This is a genomic window from Thauera sp. 63, from assembly GCF_000310165.2.
GTDB lineage: Bacteria > Pseudomonadota > Gammaproteobacteria > Burkholderiales > Rhodocyclaceae > Thauera > Thauera humireducens.
Genome location: NZ_AMXC01000001.1, coordinates 97856 through 115804 on the forward strand (window position 1 = coordinate 97856; position 17949 = coordinate 115804).

The 17949-nt window shown below is 68.5% G+C and carries 19 protein-coding genes; 8 read left to right on the forward strand and 11 right to left on the reverse strand.

Going from position 1 to position 17949, the window contains the following annotated elements:
- Window positions 1-6 precede the first annotated feature (6 nt).
- Both C664_RS00490 and C664_RS00495 read left to right on the forward strand, forming a co-directional pair.
- The gene (locus C664_RS00490) at window positions 7-1122 is read left to right on the forward strand and encodes a hydantoinase/oxoprolinase family protein (protein WP_232435042.1); all 1116 of its coding nucleotides are present in this window, start codon (window positions 7-9) and stop codon (window positions 1120-1122) included.
- On the forward strand, window positions 1122-1700 hold the full coding sequence (locus tag C664_RS00495; RefSeq protein WP_004251258.1) for an amino acid kinase family protein: 579 nt from the start codon (window positions 1122-1124) through the stop codon (window positions 1698-1700). The genes C664_RS00490 and C664_RS00495 overlap by 1 nt, the downstream gene beginning before the upstream one ends.
- 51 nt (window positions 1701-1751) lie before the next feature.
- Here the strand turns inward: C664_RS00495 and C664_RS00500 are convergent, their stop codons facing one another.
- Genes C664_RS00500 through C664_RS00515 form a run of 4 tightly spaced genes read right to left on the reverse strand, consistent with a single transcriptional unit; the run spans window position 1752 to window position 5257 of the window.
- Window positions 1752-2468 carry a (5-formylfuran-3-yl)methyl phosphate synthase gene (locus C664_RS00500; RefSeq protein ID WP_004251259.1) on the reverse strand — a complete coding sequence of 239 codons (717 nt, stop codon included), beginning with the start codon at window positions 2466-2468 and terminating at the stop codon, window positions 1752-1754.
- Window positions 2465-3034 (reverse strand): DUF447 domain-containing protein, encoded by a 570-nt coding sequence (locus tag C664_RS00505; protein WP_004251261.1) that lies wholly within the window; start codon window positions 3032-3034, stop codon window positions 2465-2467. The genes C664_RS00500 and C664_RS00505 overlap by 4 nt, the downstream gene beginning before the upstream one ends.
- Window positions 3024-4460, reverse strand: a complete 1437-nt coding sequence (locus tag C664_RS00510; protein ID WP_004251262.1) for a DUF6513 domain-containing protein — start codon at window positions 4458-4460, stop codon at window positions 3024-3026. Before C664_RS00510 ends, C664_RS00505 begins: the two co-directional genes overlap by 11 nt.
- Window positions 4439-5257, reverse strand: coding sequence for a flavoprotein (locus C664_RS00515; RefSeq protein ID WP_004251264.1), 819 nt, complete (start codon window positions 5255-5257; stop codon window positions 4439-4441). Before C664_RS00515 ends, C664_RS00510 begins: the two co-directional genes overlap by 22 nt.
- Window positions 5258-5353: 96 nt before the next feature.
- On the opposite strand from C664_RS00515, the gene C664_RS00520 reads away from it, so the two are divergent.
- Window positions 5354-5863, forward strand: a complete 510-nt coding sequence (locus tag C664_RS00520; RefSeq protein ID WP_004251265.1) for a dihydroneopterin aldolase — start codon at window positions 5354-5356, stop codon at window positions 5861-5863.
- Window positions 5864-5974: 111 nt separating this feature from the next.
- Here the strand turns inward: C664_RS00520 and fae are convergent, their stop codons facing one another.
- The 7 genes from fae to C664_RS00555 form a co-directional block, all read right to left on the reverse strand.
- Window positions 5975-6484, reverse strand: coding sequence for a formaldehyde-activating enzyme (gene fae, locus C664_RS00525; protein WP_004251268.1), 510 nt, complete (start codon window positions 6482-6484; stop codon window positions 5975-5977).
- 213 nt (window positions 6485-6697) lie between these two features.
- The gene (locus C664_RS00530) at window positions 6698-7732 is read right to left on the reverse strand and encodes an ATP-grasp domain-containing protein (RefSeq protein WP_004251271.1); all 1035 of its coding nucleotides are present in this window, start codon (window positions 7730-7732) and stop codon (window positions 6698-6700) included.
- Window positions 7729-8736 carry a methenyltetrahydromethanopterin cyclohydrolase gene (gene mch, locus C664_RS00535; protein WP_004251274.1) on the reverse strand — a complete coding sequence of 336 codons (1008 nt, stop codon included), beginning with the start codon at window positions 8734-8736 and terminating at the stop codon, window positions 7729-7731. Before mch ends, C664_RS00530 begins: the two co-directional genes overlap by 4 nt.
- 10 nt (window positions 8737-8746) lie before the next feature.
- The gene (locus C664_RS00540; RefSeq protein WP_004251277.1) at window positions 8747-9664 is read right to left on the reverse strand and encodes an NAD(P)-dependent methylenetetrahydromethanopterin dehydrogenase; all 918 of its coding nucleotides are present in this window, start codon (window positions 9662-9664) and stop codon (window positions 8747-8749) included.
- Between the two features lie 82 nt (window positions 9665-9746).
- On the reverse strand, window positions 9747-10796 hold the full coding sequence (locus tag C664_RS00545; RefSeq protein ID WP_004251280.1) for a beta-ribofuranosylaminobenzene 5'-phosphate synthase family protein: 1050 nt from the start codon (window positions 10794-10796) through the stop codon (window positions 9747-9749).
- Between the two features lie 97 nt (window positions 10797-10893).
- Window positions 10894-11844, reverse strand: coding sequence for a triphosphoribosyl-dephospho-CoA synthase (locus C664_RS00550; RefSeq protein WP_004251290.1), 951 nt, complete (start codon window positions 11842-11844; stop codon window positions 10894-10896).
- Between the two features lie 112 nt (window positions 11845-11956).
- Window positions 11957-13171: an ATP-grasp domain-containing protein gene (locus tag C664_RS00555; RefSeq protein WP_004251293.1), complete on the reverse strand. Its 1215-nt coding sequence runs from the start codon at window positions 13169-13171 to the stop codon at window positions 11957-11959.
- Between the two features lie 349 nt (window positions 13172-13520).
- Between C664_RS00555 and C664_RS00560 the strand changes: the two genes are divergently transcribed.
- From C664_RS00560 to C664_RS00580, 5 genes are all read left to right on the forward strand, one after another.
- Window positions 13521-15293, forward strand: coding sequence for a methanol/ethanol family PQQ-dependent dehydrogenase (locus tag C664_RS00560; RefSeq protein WP_232435048.1), 1773 nt, complete (start codon window positions 13521-13523; stop codon window positions 15291-15293).
- Between the two features lie 112 nt (window positions 15294-15405).
- Window positions 15406-15813, forward strand: coding sequence for a c-type cytochrome (locus C664_RS00565; protein ID WP_004251298.1), 408 nt, complete (start codon window positions 15406-15408; stop codon window positions 15811-15813).
- Window positions 15814-15838: 25 nt separating this feature from the next.
- Entirely contained in the window at window positions 15839-16729 is an 891-nt protein-coding gene (locus tag C664_RS00570) for a substrate-binding domain-containing protein (protein ID WP_004251302.1), read from the forward strand.
- 96 nt (window positions 16730-16825) lie between these two features.
- Window positions 16826-17569 carry a hypothetical protein gene (locus C664_RS00575; protein WP_004251309.1) on the forward strand — a complete coding sequence of 248 codons (744 nt, stop codon included), beginning with the start codon at window positions 16826-16828 and terminating at the stop codon, window positions 17567-17569.
- On the forward strand, window positions 17569-17925 hold the full coding sequence (locus C664_RS00580; protein ID WP_198291453.1) for a hypothetical protein: 357 nt from the start codon (window positions 17569-17571) through the stop codon (window positions 17923-17925). The genes C664_RS00575 and C664_RS00580 overlap by 1 nt, the downstream gene beginning before the upstream one ends.
- The last annotated feature ends 24 nt before the right edge of the window (window positions 17926-17949 follow it).

Consider the following 17949-nt stretch of genomic DNA (forward strand, 5'->3'; position numbering starts at 1 on the left):
GTCTTCATGTCCAGCATGCCGCCTGCCAGCCCGCTCGCCGCTGCCGCATCGCAGGCCGGGGCAGGCAGCGCAGCCCTGCCCGTCATCGGCTGGGACATCGGCGGCGCGCACGTCAAGGCCGCACTGGTGCTCGATGGCCGGGTGCGCGAAGTGCGGCAGTGCGCAGCGCCGCTCTGGCAAGGCCTGTCGCACCTCGATGCCGCAATCGACGAGATTCGCGCGCAGTGGCCGCTGTGCGTCACCGCGCGCCACGCGGTGACGATGACGGCCGAGATGACCGATGGCTTCGCCAACCGCGAGGCCGGCGTGCGCGGGCTGGCGGCGCATCTGTGTGCGCGTCTCGGCGACGGCGTGCGTTTCTTCGCAGGCAGCGAGGGCTGGGTCGAGGCCGCGGCCGTCGGCGAGCACTGGTCATCGATCGCCTCGGCCAACTGGCTCGCGACCGCATGGTGGGTGGGCGAGCGCATGCCGGAGGCGGTGCTGGTGGATATCGGCAGCACCACGACCGACCTGATTCCGGTGCGCGAGGGGCAGCCCGTGCCGCTGGGGCGCAACGATGCGGATCGCCTGTCGAGCGGCGAGTTGGTGTATCTCGGCGCAGTGCGCACCCCGCTGTGCGCCCTGGCGCGGCGCATCGCATTCGAAGGCTGTGAATACAACGTGATGAACGAGTTCTTCGCGACCACGGCCGACATTTTCCGCCTGACTGGCGAACTGGCGCCCGAACACGACCAGTACCCTGCAGCCGATGGCGCGGGCAAGGATGCCGAAGCCACCCGCCAGCGCATTGCCCGCATGATCGGTCGCGATGCCAGTGAGGCCGATGCAGCGGCATGGTCGCGCTTCGCGTCGGCGTGGCGCGAGGCGATGCTTGCCGAGATCGACCACAATCTGACCCGCGTTCTGTTGCGCTTCTCCAGTCCGACGCCGGCGGTCCCCCGGCCGACAGTGGTCGGTGCCGGCTGCGGCCTCTTCCTCGGCGAGGAACTCGCCCGGCGCCACGACCTGCCCTTCGCGCATTTCGCCGGCCTGGTGCCGGCCGACGAGCGCTGCCGCGCCTGGGTCGATACCTGCGCGCCGAGCGTCGCGGTGGCGCTGCTGTTCGCACGGGCGGTGGGCTGATGTGGGTCGTCAAGCTCGGCGGCAGCCTCGACCGCAATCCCTTGCTGCGCGACTGGCTCGAGCGGCTGGCGGCCGAGGGGGTGGGCCGCGTGGTCATCGTTCCGGGTGGAGGCCGCTTTGCCGACGCCGCGCGCGAGGCGCAGCAGCACTGGGGTTTCGACGACCTGGCCGGACACAACCTCGCCGTGCTGGGCATGGCGCAGATGGCACAGCTGCTGAAGGGGCTCTGCCCCGCCCTGCGCTGCGCACGCGATGAAACGGAAGTTCGCGCCCAGCTTGCGGCGGGGGCCGTGCCGGTGTGGATGCCGCTCGATCTGCTGCGTGTGGCTCCGGATGAACTGACCAACTGGGGCGTGACGTCCGACAGCCTCGCGCTCTGGCTCGCGGCGCGGCTTCAGGCCGAGGGCGTAATCGTGGTGAAGTCCTGCGCCGTGCCTCCCGGGGCGGACGAGGATGCGCTCGCTCAGGCCGGCATCGTCGATGCCGGGTTCGCCGCCTATCGCGCGCGGCTCGTGTGTCCGGTGCGGGTGGTTTCCGCAACTGACTGGGAGGCGCTGCCCCGCTTGATGGCGCCCTGAGAGGCTGGGGCCGTGTCAGGGCGCCCCGTTGCCTCGTCCCGCTTTCCAGGTCTACTCCGCGATCGCCTCGCAGAAGGCGGTGCGGTCCGCAGCCAGTCCGTCACGCACCGCCTTCAGGCGTGCGGGAACGAGGCTGCCGCTGCGTGCGCCCTCGCACACTGCGCTGCGAAATCCGGCAAAGGCCGGCTTCAGTTCGCGCAGCGCGGGCAGGTCGCGCAGTTGCAACGCGCCGGCGAGGCCGAAAGGCTTGCCATGCGCGCGGGCGGTGGCGATGAGCCGGGCGAGTCGCGCCGGCCCCATGCGCTCGACGAGGCTGCCGCCGAGCTTGGCCTGGGTGTCGACCATCAGCGCGGGGAATGGCAGCGTGCAGGCGGTAGCGAACAGGCCCTCGTCGATGCCGTCGTCGGCGATCAGCACCGGCACGATCGGTCGTCCGCACAAGGCCAGGCGTCCGAGCAGCGCATCGGCGGCTGCCCCGCCCTGCCCCGGCACGCCGACCTTCACCAGGTCCACGCCGGCGTCGGCGACCTCGCGGATGGCGTGTTCGATCGCAGTCAGTTCGGTGGCCGGAAGGTCGCCGATCGTGGCGCTGATCATCAGGCGCGGATGCCGTGGCCGGACGACGGCGAGGATGTCGCGGATCTGCGCAATGTCGAGTCCGCCGAGCGCGCCGGCGGCGGGCTCCTTGAGATCGAGGTAATCGACGCCGAAGCCCGCGGCCTGCAGCGCCTCGTCGACATCGCGCACGCTGACCAGCATCCGGATCATGCGCGCGCCTCCTGCGCGGCATGGAAGCGGTCGGCGGCGTCGGTCAGCCATTCCCAGGCCTCGAGTTCGTGCGGGCCGGCGGTCTTGTCGATGGCGATCTGCAGGTAGAGCATCTCGGCGTCGACCTTCTCGCGCGGCAGCATGGACAGGCGGCTGACCAGCACCGCGCCTTCGATGACGGCGGCCTGGGCGCGGTTGAAGCCCGGGAAGGCGGCGTGGGCATGCTCGCCGACGCGCCGCATGTGCAGGATGGGGCGCACGTCGTGGTCCTGCGGCTTGACCAGCTCCAGTTCGACGTGGGTCAGCGCGCTCGCCAGCCGGCGGCCGGCGAAACCGTCGAGCGCGATCGTGGGCCATTCGCGGCGGCCGGTGACGCAGCCGGCGAAGACGCGCACGTCGGTCGTGAGGTTCAGTACCGCCTTGCCGGTCGCGAGCACGTTGTCGAGCGTGCGCGAGGGCTTGAACGGCATCATCAGCACCTCGTCGCCTTCGTAGCGGATGCCCATCGGTGCGAGATGCAGTTCGCCGTCCGGCGAGAGCGTGGTGACGATGGTCTCAAAGATCATGAGCTTGCGCCTGCAAGGGGGGTGGAGAGGCGTCGGACCGGGGCGCCCGCTTCGTCTTGGTGGGGCCGGGTGCGCAGTGGGCGAGCAGGTCCTGCGGGGCGCGGTCGACGGCGCAGCCCCAGTCGAGCGGCTGGTCCTGCATGTAGCGCTTGCCCAGCGACCAGGCGATCTCGGCGCGTGCGAGCTCGACACCCATGTAGAACGCGTGGCCGCCGTCGTGCTGCAGGCCCAGCCGGGGCCAGAATTCGAAGGGATCGCGCGCGATGTGGTGACCGTCGCGGTTGTAGACGTGCAGGCCCTGTTCCGAGACCTGCACGCGGAAGTTCGGGTCGCGCACCGCCGCGGCAATCTCGGCGATCTCGGCCGGACTGTCCGGAAAAGGCCGCTTGGCATGGACCGTCATCAGGTCGTCGCTCAGGCCCTTGGGCAGCGAATGCGTCTCGCGCGCGGCGTACATCACCCGCCGCGCTACGTCGGCCTCCTTGACCGCGCGTCGGGCGTGGCCGCTGACCTGGGTGGTGAGCACCGCGGCGATGCCGAGTTCGGCGCCGATGCCGAACAGCACGGCGTTGATGCCGCTGGTGTCGGCTTCGGTGAGTTCGGTGACGTTGCCGACGCCCATCATGATGTCGATCCCCGGGAAGCGCTCGCGCAGGCGCTGGTAACGGCACAGCGAGGCGAGCAGGCCATACGGGATCGGGTCGAGGATGGCGTCGGCGAGGAAGGGTCTGCCGCGCTTCAGCAGATGTTCCACAGCGCCGTGCAGCGAGGCTTCATCACCGGGTTCGCGCGGGATCAGCACCGGGATGGCGTCGGTCTCGTCCGCCAGCCAGAGGTGGTCGGGCGTCAGGCTCAGCAGGTAGTCGGCCCCCGCGCCGGCGCCGCGGCGCAGTTCGGCGAGGTCCAGCGAATCGACGCTGACCCGAAAGCCCTCGCCTTTCAGGGCCCGCACTGCGTCCTCCAGGTGGTCGAAGGGCGTGGCAGGCAGGCAGCCGAGGTCGATCACGTCGGCGCCGTCGGTGCGCAGCGCATGGGCGCGGGCGACGATCGCGTCGATGTCGAGCCGGGCGGCGTCGACGATCTCGGCGAAGATCAGCGTGTCGTGACGGCTGAGATCGACCGCACGCGCGGCGCGGTTGAAATGGCGCGGGATGTCCTTGAGTTCTTCCGGGCCGCGCTCGACCGGGATGCCATAGTGGCGCGACAGTTCGTCGAGATCGCCGCGGCAGCGGCCGGGCACCAGGATGCGGTCGGCCCGCACCGGCGCCTCGACGCGGCGGCGGATCATGTCGGCGGTCATCAGCCCGGCGACCTGCAGGCCGATCTCGCGCACCTCCCAGGTGAAGGGCGCGGGCTCCATGCCGTGCAGCACCTTCTCGAGGTTGCGCTGGGCCAGCCGGCCGGTCAGGAAGACGAGGTGTTCCATGTCAGGGCAAGTTCGGCAAGACGGGCGTCGAGCAGCGCCTCGAGTTCGTCGGGCGACTCGACGACGCGACAGAAGTCGACCCGGCGCAGGCGCTCGACGTTCTCGAGATCGATGTTGCGCGGCTTCAGTTCCACCCATTCCCGCGGCGCCTTGGTGATGACCACCGGCTTGGTGTCGCAGGCCAGCACGATGCCAGGAATCTCGAGCTTGCCCGCCTGCGCGAAGATGTTGGTGGGCAGCGTGTCCGAGATGCCGAGCGCACACTTGGCGACGGTGTTGCTGGTGGCGGGGGCGACGATCACCGTGTGATAGACGTCGTCATAGAGCATGCCTACCGGTACCGAGCTGGTCGTCTTGTCACGGAACACGCGGCAGCGGTCCTTGAGCTCGGAGAGTCCGAAGTCGTACATCGGCAGCACTTCCTCGGCGGCGGCGGAGAGGAAAAGGTCCAGATTGGGCAGGCGTTGGGCCAGCGCCATGCATTCCTCGAGATAGTGGCCGGAACCGGTGAACGCCCATGCGAAGCGGCTGCGGCGTTCGGGCGTGCCCGCGGTGCCGCCGGTGGGCAGCAGGTCGTCGTGTGCGTCGGTGTGTAGCAATTCGGTCGTGTGTTCCAGGATGGCGCAGCGATGTGCGCCGTTGCGCGGATGCGTCGATGATAACTGGTTCGCGAGGCGCAGGCGGCGCAGCGAAGCCAGGGGTTTTCGCAGGCGTTTCAGATTGCCAGCAGGATGCGTGCCGGCTCGCGTATCATCGCGCCCGCTCGCGCTGTCTGTCGTCGCCTGCCGGGGGCTCATGGTCCAGTTTTCGCTTTGGTCCGGGCTGAGGTCGTGCCGCGCTCGGCCGCAACGGGTGATCCCGCCCGCCCCGTCATCCCAGGAGAATCCGCGACGATGCATTCCGACCCGCTTGCCCGCCTGATGTCCCAGCCCCTGCCCACCGATGGCAGTGCCGCTACGGCTGCCGCGCTCGACATCATCTTCATCCACGGTTTCGTCGGCGAAACCGTCATCGGCATCCACGACAACGAACTCGACGTCACCCAGCCGATCCGCATCGACCTTGCGGCCGGCCTGCCGCGCAGCCTCGCCTGCGATACCGACCGCATCGGCGACACGATCGACTACAGCGTGGTGCACAGCGCCCTGCTCGACATGTTGCAGAACCATCGCTACCAGTTGCTGGAGGCCTTCGCCGAAGGCGTGGCGGCGATGCTGCTCAATGATTTCGGTGCGCAATGGGTGCGCGTGGGCGTGACCAAGCCGCGCAAGTTCGATGACGTAGACGGCGTGGGGGTGCTGATCGAGCGCAGTCGTCCGCCGCGTACGCGGCGCGAGCACGGACCGGGCGCGGAAGTCCTGAGCCTGCTGGGTGCCGGCCTGGTGCCGGGCGGCCAACGCTGACGTCAGCGAGGGCCCGTCGGTCGCGGGCCCGGTTCGCGGCGGTTCACGAAAAATGCCGAGGCGAACCTCGGCATTTTTCTTTCCGGCCCCGAATGGGGCTGGACGGGACGATCAGTGGGCCGCGAACGGGTGGGCGGCCGTGCTCTTCTTCGACACGACCTCGGCCGCGGTGGGCTGGCCGGTGACGGCGCGCTTGATGGCCTCGCGGGTGGCCTGGTAGTTGTAGTCCTGGATCTTCTTGTCGTCTTCGGCCAGCCAGTGGATGAACACGCCGACGCAGATGAAGATGTTGTCGGCTTCGTCGGCCGGGATGGTGCCGTCCTCGACGCTGTCGGCGACCGCCATCGCGACCGCACGCTGGGCCGGGCCGAACATCTGCACGGCCTGCTTGGCGCCCTTGATCGTCACCTTGTTGAACATCACGGTGGCGGGCTTGCACAGCAGGTTGGGCGCTACCACGGCCAGCAGCGAGGTGAAGCCGTCCTTGTTGTTGGTGAGCGCGGTGGCGAAGGCGGTTTCGGCGGCGCTACCACGAGGGCCAAGGATCAGGTCGATGTGCGCAACTTCGTTGCCGTCGCCAACCAGCGATTCCCCCACCATCATGCGATCGATCTTTGCCATGCTTTTATCTCCGGTTTGAGTTGTTGTGGCCGCCCCCCGGGGGGAAGCCCAGCCGTCCGACGATCCCTGAATCGCCGATACGTAACCAGCAACTCATGATTCGTGCCAGCTTCGCGATGCGCGTCGAAAACGCCGTTTCGCGTCCTGCCGATCGTCATTTCGCGCCCCGGCGCCCGCTGCCGAACCGCGCTGAGGGGCGGCGGTGTTCAATCCTCACGCGGATCGCGTGACACCTGACCCAATTTGACACACCTGCCCTGCCGCGCCGACCAGCAGCGGCACACCCAGCCGGCGTGCCAGCAGGTCGTCGACGATGGCCTGCGCGATGTCGAAGGGCGTGACCTTCTGCAGGCCTCGCCAGGCGGCGACGCCGTTGACCTCGATGACCTGCGCGCCGAGCGGGCTGGCCGGATCGGGCACGAGGTCAACGCCGGCATAGTCCATGTCCAGCGCCGCGGCAGCGGCTTCAGCCAGTTGCGCGAGTGCGGGCAAGAGCGGTGAGGCCACGCTGCGTGCCCCTTGGGCGACATTGCGCACCCAGTGGGGGCTGACGCGCTTCATTGCCGCCACGGCGCGACCGCCGATGACCATCACCCGCCAGTCGAAGCCGGGCGCCTGCTCGCTCTCCTGCTGCGAAATGAAGCGCTGCAGGTAGGCAAGTCCGCCGACCGACTTCAGGTCCGGCAGCGGCACGGCATGCCCGCGGTTCGCGTCGCTGCCTTCGTCATCGCTGACCCAGCCCACCTTCTGCAGCCCCTTGCCCTGCGAGCCGAACATCGGTTTGAGCACCAGACAGCGGCGCGCGGCGGTCTCGCGCATCAGCAGGCGCCGCGCCTGCGCCGCGTCCTCGATCGCCCACGCCTGCGGCGTGGCGACGCCCGCCTTGTGCAGCAGGAAGCTCGTCATCGATTTGTCGACGCTGCGCTCGATCGCGCGGGCGTCGTTGTAGATCGGCACGCCGAGTTCGCGCAGCGCATGCAGGACGCCGAGACGTTTGGTGATCTGCTCCAGGCTGCCGCCGGCGATGCCGCGCACGATGCCGGCCAGCGGCAGGTTGCGGCCGAAACCGGGGATGACGAGCCCCGAAGGCCCCGCGCCGGTGTCGAAGCGGCACTGTTCGAGATCGACGCAGCGCCCTTCGAACCCGCGTCGCGCAAGGGCTTCCTTCAGCTTGCGCGTGTGCCAGCCGGTCTCGTCGGTGAAGATGGCGACGCGTCGCCGGGTTTCGTCGCCGGCCGCGCGCGTCATGCATCGACCTCCAGCCACAGGCTGCGCAGCAGCGCCATGTCGATCGCCCCCGCGTGCCAGCTGCGGCCCGAGTCGAGGTTGCTGACCCACACTTCGGCGGGGGCGAACAGCGCCGGGTCGATCTTGTAGAAGTCGTATTCGTAGTCGCGAAAGATGTCGGCGAAGGAGCGGCCGTAGTCGCGCGAGTTCGAGGACGGCAGCGCCTTTGCCAGCCGCTGCGCGGCCTCGTCGCTGCCACTGACGGCGAGCTGGACACGGCCGCCGTAGAGGATGGCGTCGTTGGTGCGGCCCATTGCGATGCCGCCGTCGGGGCTGGGCGCCGGCAGGGGCGCGCAGGCGCTGCCTTCGACGATGTCGCCGAGCGCGAAGCCCAGATCGTGCGCCTTGTGCATCGCCACTTCCAGCACCCGCGCGACGACCTGGGTGCTGCCCGCCAGGCTGGTGGTCGGCGTCAGGATCAGCGTCAGTGCTTCGGGCGCGAGGCCGCAGTCGCGCAGGATCTTGTCGATGACGACCTGCGGCGGCCGGCGGTCCACCTCGAGCACCAGCACGCCGCGTTCGGCGCGGTCGCGATAGCCGAGCTCGGCGAACAGGTCTTCGCGGCAGGCCAGCGCCCGAGCCGGGCCGGAGCCGAGTGAGAAGAACTTGCGGCCGCCTGCCTCTTCCTTGCTGGCCGACAGGCTCCAGCCCGCGTACTGGCTGCCCAGGCAGGCCAGCACCGGTTGCGCGCTGGCGACCTCGATCCAGGTCGGCCAGTCCGCTTCCGGCCGGACGGATAGGCGGACTTCGCCGAGGCTGCCCATGCAGATGGCGCCGACCGCGACGCCGGCCGCGGTGCTGCCGCGCACGTCGATGCCGCCGTCGATCAGGGTCACGCCGCTGTCCAAGCGTTCGATGGCGAGGCCGAATGCGTCGGCCCGGGCCAGCAGGTCGTCGACCTGCGCGGCGGCCAGGGTGTTGATGCTGAAGGGGCTGTCGGCCAGCACGGGCGCGTGTTCGCTCATCCTGCCCTCCTCAAGCCTTGGCCCGTTTTTCGGTGATGATCTCGCGCGCCTTGTCGAAGGCCTCGCGGAAACCGAGGTAGAGCGGCTTGTCGGCATTGCGCATGGCGACCAGCAGGCGGTGCTCGACCTGGTACTTCACGTTGCCGACCGCCAGCGCCCCGATGCCGACGCCCTTGCCCTCGGGCAAGGGCTTGCCGTCGTCCATCACGCCGACGCCGGCGATGCCTTCGGGCGGCACGGCATTGACGTCGGCGGCGACCAGCAGACGCCCTGCCCCGGCGCGCTCGTCCGCGCTGACGACCTGCACGCCGGCGGCTGCGGTGGCGAGCACGACATCGGCCTGCGCCAGTGCGGCTGCACGCATCGCAGCGTCGGCCAGTCCGGCCCCGTTCAGGGTGCAGCCGAAGCGCAGTCCGGTGTCCGCGGCGGACTGCTCTGCGGCTGCGCCGTCGCGGTGGCTGGCCAGCGTGACCTCGGCACCCAGCGCGGCTGCCAGCACGCCGGCGATGCGGCCGACCGTGCCCGTACCGCCGAGGATCAGTACCCGCTTGCCGGCGAAATCGGTGTCGTGGGCCTTGCGCAGCTGTTCCTCGACGCAGGCGACGAGCGCGGCGGCCGTCGTGTACGAGCCGCTCGGGTCTGCGATCACCGACACCTCGAACGGCGGCACCATGGCCTTGCGCGCCGTGTCCAGCATGTCGGCGGCGAGCATCACGTCGCGCCCGCCGATGAAGATGCCGGTGGCCCTGACGCCCTTGGAACCGCGCGAGAAGATCGCGTCCTGTGTCAGGCCGGTGATCTCCCCGGCGGTGACGCCGCAGTACGGCACGACCACGTTGTAGCCGGCATCGACCGCCATGTTGATGTCGAACGGACTCATCTGCTTGCCGGGGGTGAACATGTGCAGGATGAAGGGGCGTTGGTCCATGAGTTCTCGCTTCCGGAATTGAGGGGGTGGGTGGGGATGTCCGCGCAGGGCCCCGCGCTGCGGGGTTCAAGCGCGCCCGAAGTCAGGATTGGCGGAGGGTTGCGCCGCGATTGCGGCCACGCACGACCACGGCGCGCAATGCAGGGTCGAGCACGCCGGCGGCCCGCATGCCACCGAGGATGGATTCGGCCTCGTCGGCGCTGCGCACGATCGCGAAGCCGGTCGGCCCCCATGAGCTCTGGCCGATGCCGGCCTGATGGTGGGCGCGTACCCACTCCAGCGCACGACCGACCGCCGCGCTGGTGTACATCGAGCCGCCCTGGGCGGGGGCGAAGTAATCGCCGATCAGCCGTTGCAGCGCGGAAACGCCTTCGGCGAAGGGCTCGAACACGCCTTCCAGCGCGCCGGGCAGCACGCGCATCAGGACCTGATGGCAAAGATCGGCGGCGAGGCTGCGGGGGAACGGCGGGAGGCGCTCCATCGCCACGCGCTCGGCCTGGCCCGACAGGCCGTCGATGCGGTCGTCGAGCAGCAGCAGGACCCGCCAGGCCTCGGGGAAGGCGATGCGCGAGATCAGCGGGGCGACCGTTCCATCGGCGCCGGGGCCGCCATCGAGCAGGAGCCCGCCCTGATCGAACCCCGCCAGCCCGACGCCCGAGCGCTCGCCACGGCCCAGCATCGCGGCCAGCGCGCGGGTGCTCGGGTCGAGACCGTGGAAGCGGCAGAACGCGCGGCCGCAGGCCAGCGCAAGCTGGGTGCCGGAGCCGAAACCGGAATGTGCAGGTGGCGTGGCCTGCAGTTGCAGCGATGCGGGCGCGTGCCGGCCGGTCTCGCGCTGCAGCACGGCCAGGTAACGCGTCATGCGCTCCTGCGCCGGGCCGGCCACGTTCGCCGCGAGGTGGGACGCCACGCTGACCGTGTTCCGGTCTGCGGCACGCATCTCGACACAGGTGTCGAAACCGTCGATCACCATGCCGAGACTGGCGAAGCGCCGCCCCAGGCTGCCGCTCGGGTCGAGAAAACCGAGATGCAGCCGCGACGGTGCATCGACGGTGACGGAGGCTGTCGCGGCAGAGTGGGAAGACGTCATGCGCAGGTCGGGGGCGGAGAATACATCGGCTAGATTGGACATCGCTCGCTGGTCACGCATCTGGGATTGATGGGAGGGCGCGTCGCGGTCGACGGTATGTCGCAAGTACAGACCGCCCGGGCACGCGGGATACCCGCTTCTAGCAAGCTCCGGGCCACTGGGACGTCAAGCCTGCCGCCGTGGATGCGGAAAGCATGATCGACGGCTCGAGCAAGGCGGCGACGAACAGCACACACACGGTCAGATCGGCCGTCGTGCCCGGGTTCAGGCCCGCGGCCTTGAGGCTGGCGTCCCACGCCTGCAGCATGGCGTCGAGTTCGTCCTGATGGCCAGGGTATCCCCCGTCGTGCGCGTGCCCGTCGAGGCGCGCAAGCGCCGCGGCGGCGGAGGTGCTGACGTCGGCGGCCGTCTCTTCACCGTACTTGCGGGCGATGTGCGAATCGGGGTGTCGGGCGAGCAGCGCAAGATAGAGGCGCTGGATGCGGCGCGACAGGTCGGGGGCCCCAGCCGGCTGGCGGAAATCGCCTAGCGCACGCCAGATGTCACGGTAGCCGTCCGCGTACTGCGCGGCGATGCGGTCGCGGTGCGCGGCGAGGCACATGGCGGCCCGCAGATCGACGCTGGGCTGAGCGCGGACGTCCTGCGCGCCGACTTCACCCAGTCCGCCGGGGTTGGCATGCGCGATCGCAGCGAAGGCTTGGCGCGCATCGTCGAGGTCGAGCGCGGCGAGCGTGTCGTCCAGTGCGGCCTTGAGTGGGGCCTCGCCGCCCGCGCTGGCGCGTTGTGCGGCGCGTGCCAGCGGTGCGCACAGCAACAGGATGCCGAGGTTGGTGTTGCAGCCCGCCACGGCGCGCGTGGCCCGCACGGCGGCGTGCACCCGTGCGCCGACACCGGCAGCTTCGGCGAAAAGCCCGGCCGTGCTGGCGCGGGCACTGTCGAGGAACTGCTGTGCCTGCATGTCGTGTCCGGCCGACTGCAGGCTGACGTTGCCGGGCTTGAGGGTGGCGACGTCCATGAAGCAGGCCCACAGGAAGGCCTCGGCTGCATGCGGGAAAGCGGTGGCGGTCGGCGGTGTCGTCGTGTTGCTCAAGTCCTGCCTCGCGGCGGTGATGGGGGGATGGGCGCGGGGTGCGCGACGGGATGGCGTGGCTGCGCAAGCGGCCTGCATGCAGCTTCGGTGCCAGACGTGATGCTGCGGGTGCTCACGAGGGCGCGGCACGGTTCAGCTGCGACAGGATCGCCTCGCATCGCGCGCTCAGCCTTGCCCGGACCTCGTCGGGCGCCGTCCCTTCGCAGCTGATCGAGCACACCGGATCGTGGCGCGCAAAGGGCGTGCCTGCGGCCGGCAGGTCGTGGCAATCCGCTTGCGCCGCGAGCCAGTCCGCCAGCGCGGGCGTGACCCTTCCCCGTCTCGGGGCGAAGACCACTTCGCTGCCGCGGACCCGCGTCGAGAGCGAGAGAGCGTCCGCGGCAGGCAGGTGTCCGTGGAGGCAGGCGTCGACATGCGCCGGCAGCAGGCCACCTGCGAGCACGTCGTTGAACAGGGCAAGGCTGGCCGTGGGCCGCGGATTGAGTTCCAGCACCCGGATTCCGTCCGCTCCGAACAGGAAGTCGATGCCGTTGAGGCCGCGCAGTCCGTAATGGCGGGTCAGTGCGCTCACGGCATTGGCGACCTGTCCCGCATGCGGCGGCGGGAGCGTCACCGGGCCGACGCACCCCCGATAGACATAGGGGCGTCGCCCGAGCGGGGCCACGATCTGACGGGCGAAGCCGATGATGAGGGCGGATGCCCCATTCGCGAGGAAGAGCGCCGACATCGCAGTGCCCGCCTCCTCGCGCTGGAAGTAGGCGCCGGGGCCTCGCCCGGCGGGCGCTCGCCCGGCGGGACGGATGTGCCAGCCGCCGCAGGCATGGGCGTCCTTGAACAGCCAGCCGACTGGATCCGCAGGCAGCGCCAGTGAGATCTCGGGCGCCGGAATGCCGAGCCGATGCAGGGCAGCGAAGAAGTCATCCGGGTCACGCACCTGCGTGACCGTGCCCGGCAGGTTGCCGAGCAGCGGCAGCACCCCCGCACCGGTGGCGAGCAACCCGGGTGCCGATTCGAAGCCGCTGCCCGCGATCCAGCCGACGGGCCGCGGTGGCGTGGCGCACTGCCGCAGCGCGGCGACGAGCCTGCCCTCCTCCGGCGCCAGGCGGCCGGGGATGCCGAGCGGCATCCATGTCCGTGCCGCCGCGCGCGTATCCACGTCGCCGAAGACGTCAATGGCGATCACCTCGAACCCCGACGCCCGTGCCGCCTCGGCAAGCAGTCTCGCAGACGTCGCAGCGATCACGAGGGTCGGTCGGTCGGGCGATCCGCCGGCCGCGAGGGGGACGGCCGGTTCGAGCGTTGAAAAGGCTTGCCGCGACGGGGACATCGTGACTCCTGTGTCAAAACGAAGCACTTGAACCGTATTGCAACACGCATGACCGGCATGGTCTGTCCGTGCGAAAAATCACATCCGCTCGCATAGGCCGGGTGGGGGGCCAGAACCCCGCGGACGGTCCGCCGGGCCCGAATCTTACTGCTTAGTGACAGTTGGCACGTGCTTTGCATCGGACGGGGTACGCCGGAATGACTGGTCGCACCGGCCCCGCATGCGCGGCGGGTCTCGGGCCTTCAAGGTGGCGAGCGCAAAACGTCAAATAAACGAGGAGACAAAAATGAAGCAACTAGGGATTCCTGCCCGGCGCAGTCCGGCGCTGATCGCTGCACTTCTGCTCGCAATGCCGGGACTCGCACTGGCGAACGCCGACCTCGAAAGCAAGATGGCCAATCCGAAGAACTGGGCGGCGCAAGCCGGCGACATGTTCAACCAGCGGTACAGCAAGCTCAACCAGATCAACAAGGACAACGTGGGCAAGATGCAGGTCGCGTGGATGTTCTCCACCGGCGTGCTGCGCGGCCATGAAGGCTCGCCGCTCGTTATCGACGGCATGATGTACGTGCATTCGCCCTTCCCCAACAAGGTCTTCGCGATCGATCTCGACACGCAGAAGATCGTATGGCGGTACGAACCCAAGCAGGACCCGTTCGTGATCTCGCAGATGTGCTGCGATACCGTCTATCGCGGCCTGGCCTACGCCGAAGGCAAGATCTTCCTGCAGCAGGCGGACTCCACCCTGCTCGCGCTCGACGCCAAGTCCGGCAAGGTGCTGTGGAGCGTGGTCAATGGCGATCCGAAGCTGGGCGCGGTCAATACCCAGGCGCCCCATGTGTTCGGCAACAAGGTCATTACCGGCATCTCGGGTGGTGAGTGGGGCGTGCGCGGCTTCCTCGCCGCCTACGACATCAACACCGGCAAGCAGGTCTGGAAGGGCTACAGCACGGGGCCCGACGCCGAAATGCTGATGGACCCCGAGAAGACGATGACCTGGACGGACGGCAAGATGGCGCCGGTCGGCAAGGATTCGTCGCTGAAGACCTGGCAGGGCGACCAGTGGAAGACCGGCGGTGGCACGACCTGGGGCTGGTTCAGCTACGACAAGGCCACCAACATGGTCTATTACGGCACCGGCAACCCCTCGACCTGGAACCCGACGCAACGTCCGGGTGACAACAAGTGGTCGATGACCATCTTCGCCCGCGACCTCGACACCGGCGTTGCGAAGTGGGTCTATCAGATGACGCCGCACGACGAGTGGGACTTCGACGGCGTCAATGAAATGATCCTTGCCGACATCGACGTCAAGGGCAAGCCGACCAAGGCGCTGGTGCACTTCGACCGCAACGGCTTCGCCTACACGCTGGACCGCGTGACCGGCGAACTGCTGGTGGCAGAGAAGTACGACCCGAAGGTGAACTGGGCCTCGCACGTCGACATGAAGACCGGCCGGCCTCAGGTGGTCGCCAAGTACTCCACGTCCAAGCACACCAACCCGGAACACGGCCCGGACGTCAACGTGAAGGGCATCTGTCCCGCTGCACTGGGCACCAAGGACCAGCAGCCCGCAGCCTTCGACCCGAACACCAAGCTGTTCTACGTGCCGACCAACCACGTCTGCATGGACTACGAGCCGTTCGAGGTCGATTACGTCGCCGGCCAGCCCTATGTCGGCGCCACGCTGTCGATGTTCCCCGCACCGGACAGCCACGGCGGCATGGGCAACTTCATCACCTGGGATGCGAGCGCGGGCAAGATCGTGCAGTCCAAGTCCGAGAAGTTCTCGGTGTGGAGCGGCGTGCTCAACACTGCGGGCGGCATCTCGTGCTACGGCACGCTGGAAGGCTACCTGAAGTGCGTCGATGCCAAGGACATCACGAAGGAACTGTTCAAGTTCAAGACCCCGTCCGGGATCATCGGCAACGTGTTCAGCTATGAACACAAGGGCAAGCAGTACCTCGGCGTGTTCTCGGGCATCGGCGGCTGGGCCGGCATCGGCATGGCGGCCAGTCTCGAGAAGGACACCGATGGCCTGGGTGCGGTGGGCGGCTATCGCGAACTGAGCCAATACACCGAGCTGGGTGGGTCGCTGACCGTCTTCGCCCTGCCCGACTGAGCCCTGATTGCGGCGGACTCCGGTCCGCCGCAGCGCCCGCGGGGGCGCCGCTCCCCGCTTGCATGCCGGCGGGGCCTGCACGGGCCCCGACCGGACATCCGGAGGAATACGTATGCGTTTGATCAACACCCTTGCACTTGCCGCCCTCGCCCTCGCCGTACCGCTGCACGCAGCGGATGCCAAGCCGGCCGACAATGGCAAGCCGCTGTACACGGTCGTCGATGGCAACAAGGTCGACCCCGATACGCTGAAGGGTTTCCGCGCCTGGCGGGCTGCCGCCTGCGATCGCTGCCACGGTGCGAACCAGGAAGGCATGGTCGGCCCGTCGCTGATCGAGAGCCTGAAGAGGCTGACCAAGGAGGAGTTCGTCACGACCGTCACCGAAGGTCGCCTCGACAAGGGCATGCAGAGCTTCAAGAACGACGCGCGGGTGATGGACAACATCGATCACCTCTACGCCTACCTCAAGGGGCGCTCGGACGGCGCGATCACCTCCGCCCGTGTGCAGCCGATCGAATGACGAGGGCCGACAAGGAGGTCTGCGCATGATGACAGACGCACCAACGGGGTCGCACACCGCCCGCAACCTGCGCGTTTGGCTGGTCACGCTGGGGGCCGGGCTGGCCATGTTCGGTGCCGGCGCGGCGTCGGCCACCGAAAGCGCGCCCAAGGAGTTCAGGGTCTGCCAGGACCCGGCGAACATGCCCTTTTCCAACGAGAAGGGCGAGGGGCTGGAGAACCGCATTGCCGAACTGTTCGCGGGAAGCCTGGGCGTGCCCGTCAAGTACTACTCCTACCCGCAGCGCTTTGCCTTCGTGCGCAACACCTTGCGCTACAAGCTGCCCGGCGAGGACTTCCGTTGCGACGTGATGCTCGGCGTACCCGCGGGCTTCGACCAGGTGTCGGGCACCAAGCCTTACTACCGCTCGACCTATGCGCTGGTGTTCCCCAAGGGCAAGGGGCTGGACGAGGTGAAGACCGGCGAGGATTTCCTGCGTCTCGATCCGGCCAAGCTCAGGGCGCTGAAGATCGGCCTGTACGACAAGTCGCCGGCCTCGAAGTGGCTGGCCCGTCATGATCTGGTGGACCAGGGCGTGCCCTACGCGACCGTCGACGTGGTGGCCGAGCATTACCCCGGCTGGATGATCGACAAGGATCTCGTCAAGGGCACGATCGACGTCGCGATCCTGTGGGGGCCGGTTGCCGCCTACTACGCCGACAAGATCAAGGACATGGAGCTTGTCGTGGTGCCGCTGAAATCGGAACCGGGCATCAAGTTCGATTTCGAGATCGCGATGGGCGTCCGTTATGGCGAGCCCGAGTGGAAGAAGCAGATCGAGGCTCTGATCGATCGGCACAAGGAGGACCTCGACCGCATTCTCAAGGCCTATCACGTGCCGCTTGTCGACGAGCAGCTGAATCCGATCGTGTACTGAGGCGGGGCCTGCCGCTGGCGGGCCCTGACGCTTGATTCCCTGTGCCGGAAAAACGAGGTTCGATCCGCGATGCCTTCTTCACCCACTCACTCGCCCATGTTCGCACGGTCCGCCCGAGGCCTCTGCCTGCTTGCGCTCTGCGCCGGTCTCAATCTCGCCGGCGACAACCTTGCCAGCGTCAGCGTCGCACACGCGGCGGACGCGCAGGACTACTCGGTGGCCGAACGCAGCCTGTTCATGACCCATCACCTGCGCAACGTGTCGCCGCCCTCCACCCTCCACTACCGTTTTCACAAGGGCGGAACGGCGGAGGCCGGATTCGACGACAAGGTGGCGATTCATCTGGAGCGCGAACCGAATGGTGCGTGCTGCGCCGGACGCGGCGAGTTCCTCAGTGCGGAGCGTCGGGTCGTGCTGCCCGACATCGAGCATGCCGAGGGCAATCCCGTCATCCTGTACTTCCTCGAGCGCGACGTGCGTGACATGCAGCGGCTGACCAAGGGCCAGCCCAACCATTTCCGCAAGCGCATCCGCATGGCGATCTACAACGATGCCCGGGTGCGCGATGCGCAGTTCGACTACCAGGGCCAGCGTATCGCGGGGCAGGAGATCGCCATTTCGCCCTACCTTGCGGACCCGAGTCGTGATCGCTTCGAGCAGTATGCGGGCAAGGAGTACGTCTTCCTGTTGTCCGACGCGGTGCCCGGCGGGGTGTTCGGCATCCGCACGCGCAGCGGACCGGCCGGATCGACCGCCGAGCCGCTGATCCTCGAGGAGATGGTTATCGACGGCGGCACCCTGCCCGTCCCGACCGCAAACCCTGTTGCAAAGGCCAGCTGATGAAACGACTTCTTTCCCTGATGGTGCTGGCCGGCGTGATGCTGCCGGCCACCGCGGTCCAGGCCAACGATTTTCCGACCCTCGATCGCGTGTTGTGGGTGCATGAGTGCATGCGCGAGCATCCGGACGGCGGGCATTACGAGATGGTGAGCAAGTGCTCGTGCGCGCTCGACCGCATCGCCGGGCAGATGGGCCACGAGCAGTACATGGCCATGAAGACCTCCAGCGATGCACGCTCGATCGGCGGAGAGCGCGGCGGCTACATCCGCGCCAACAAGCAGGAGCAGAAGGTTGCGCGCGAATTCGGCGCAATCCAGAAGGCCGCCATGAAGGCGTGCTTCATCAAGGTCGACTAGCCATGACCAGCCGGTAGCGACGCC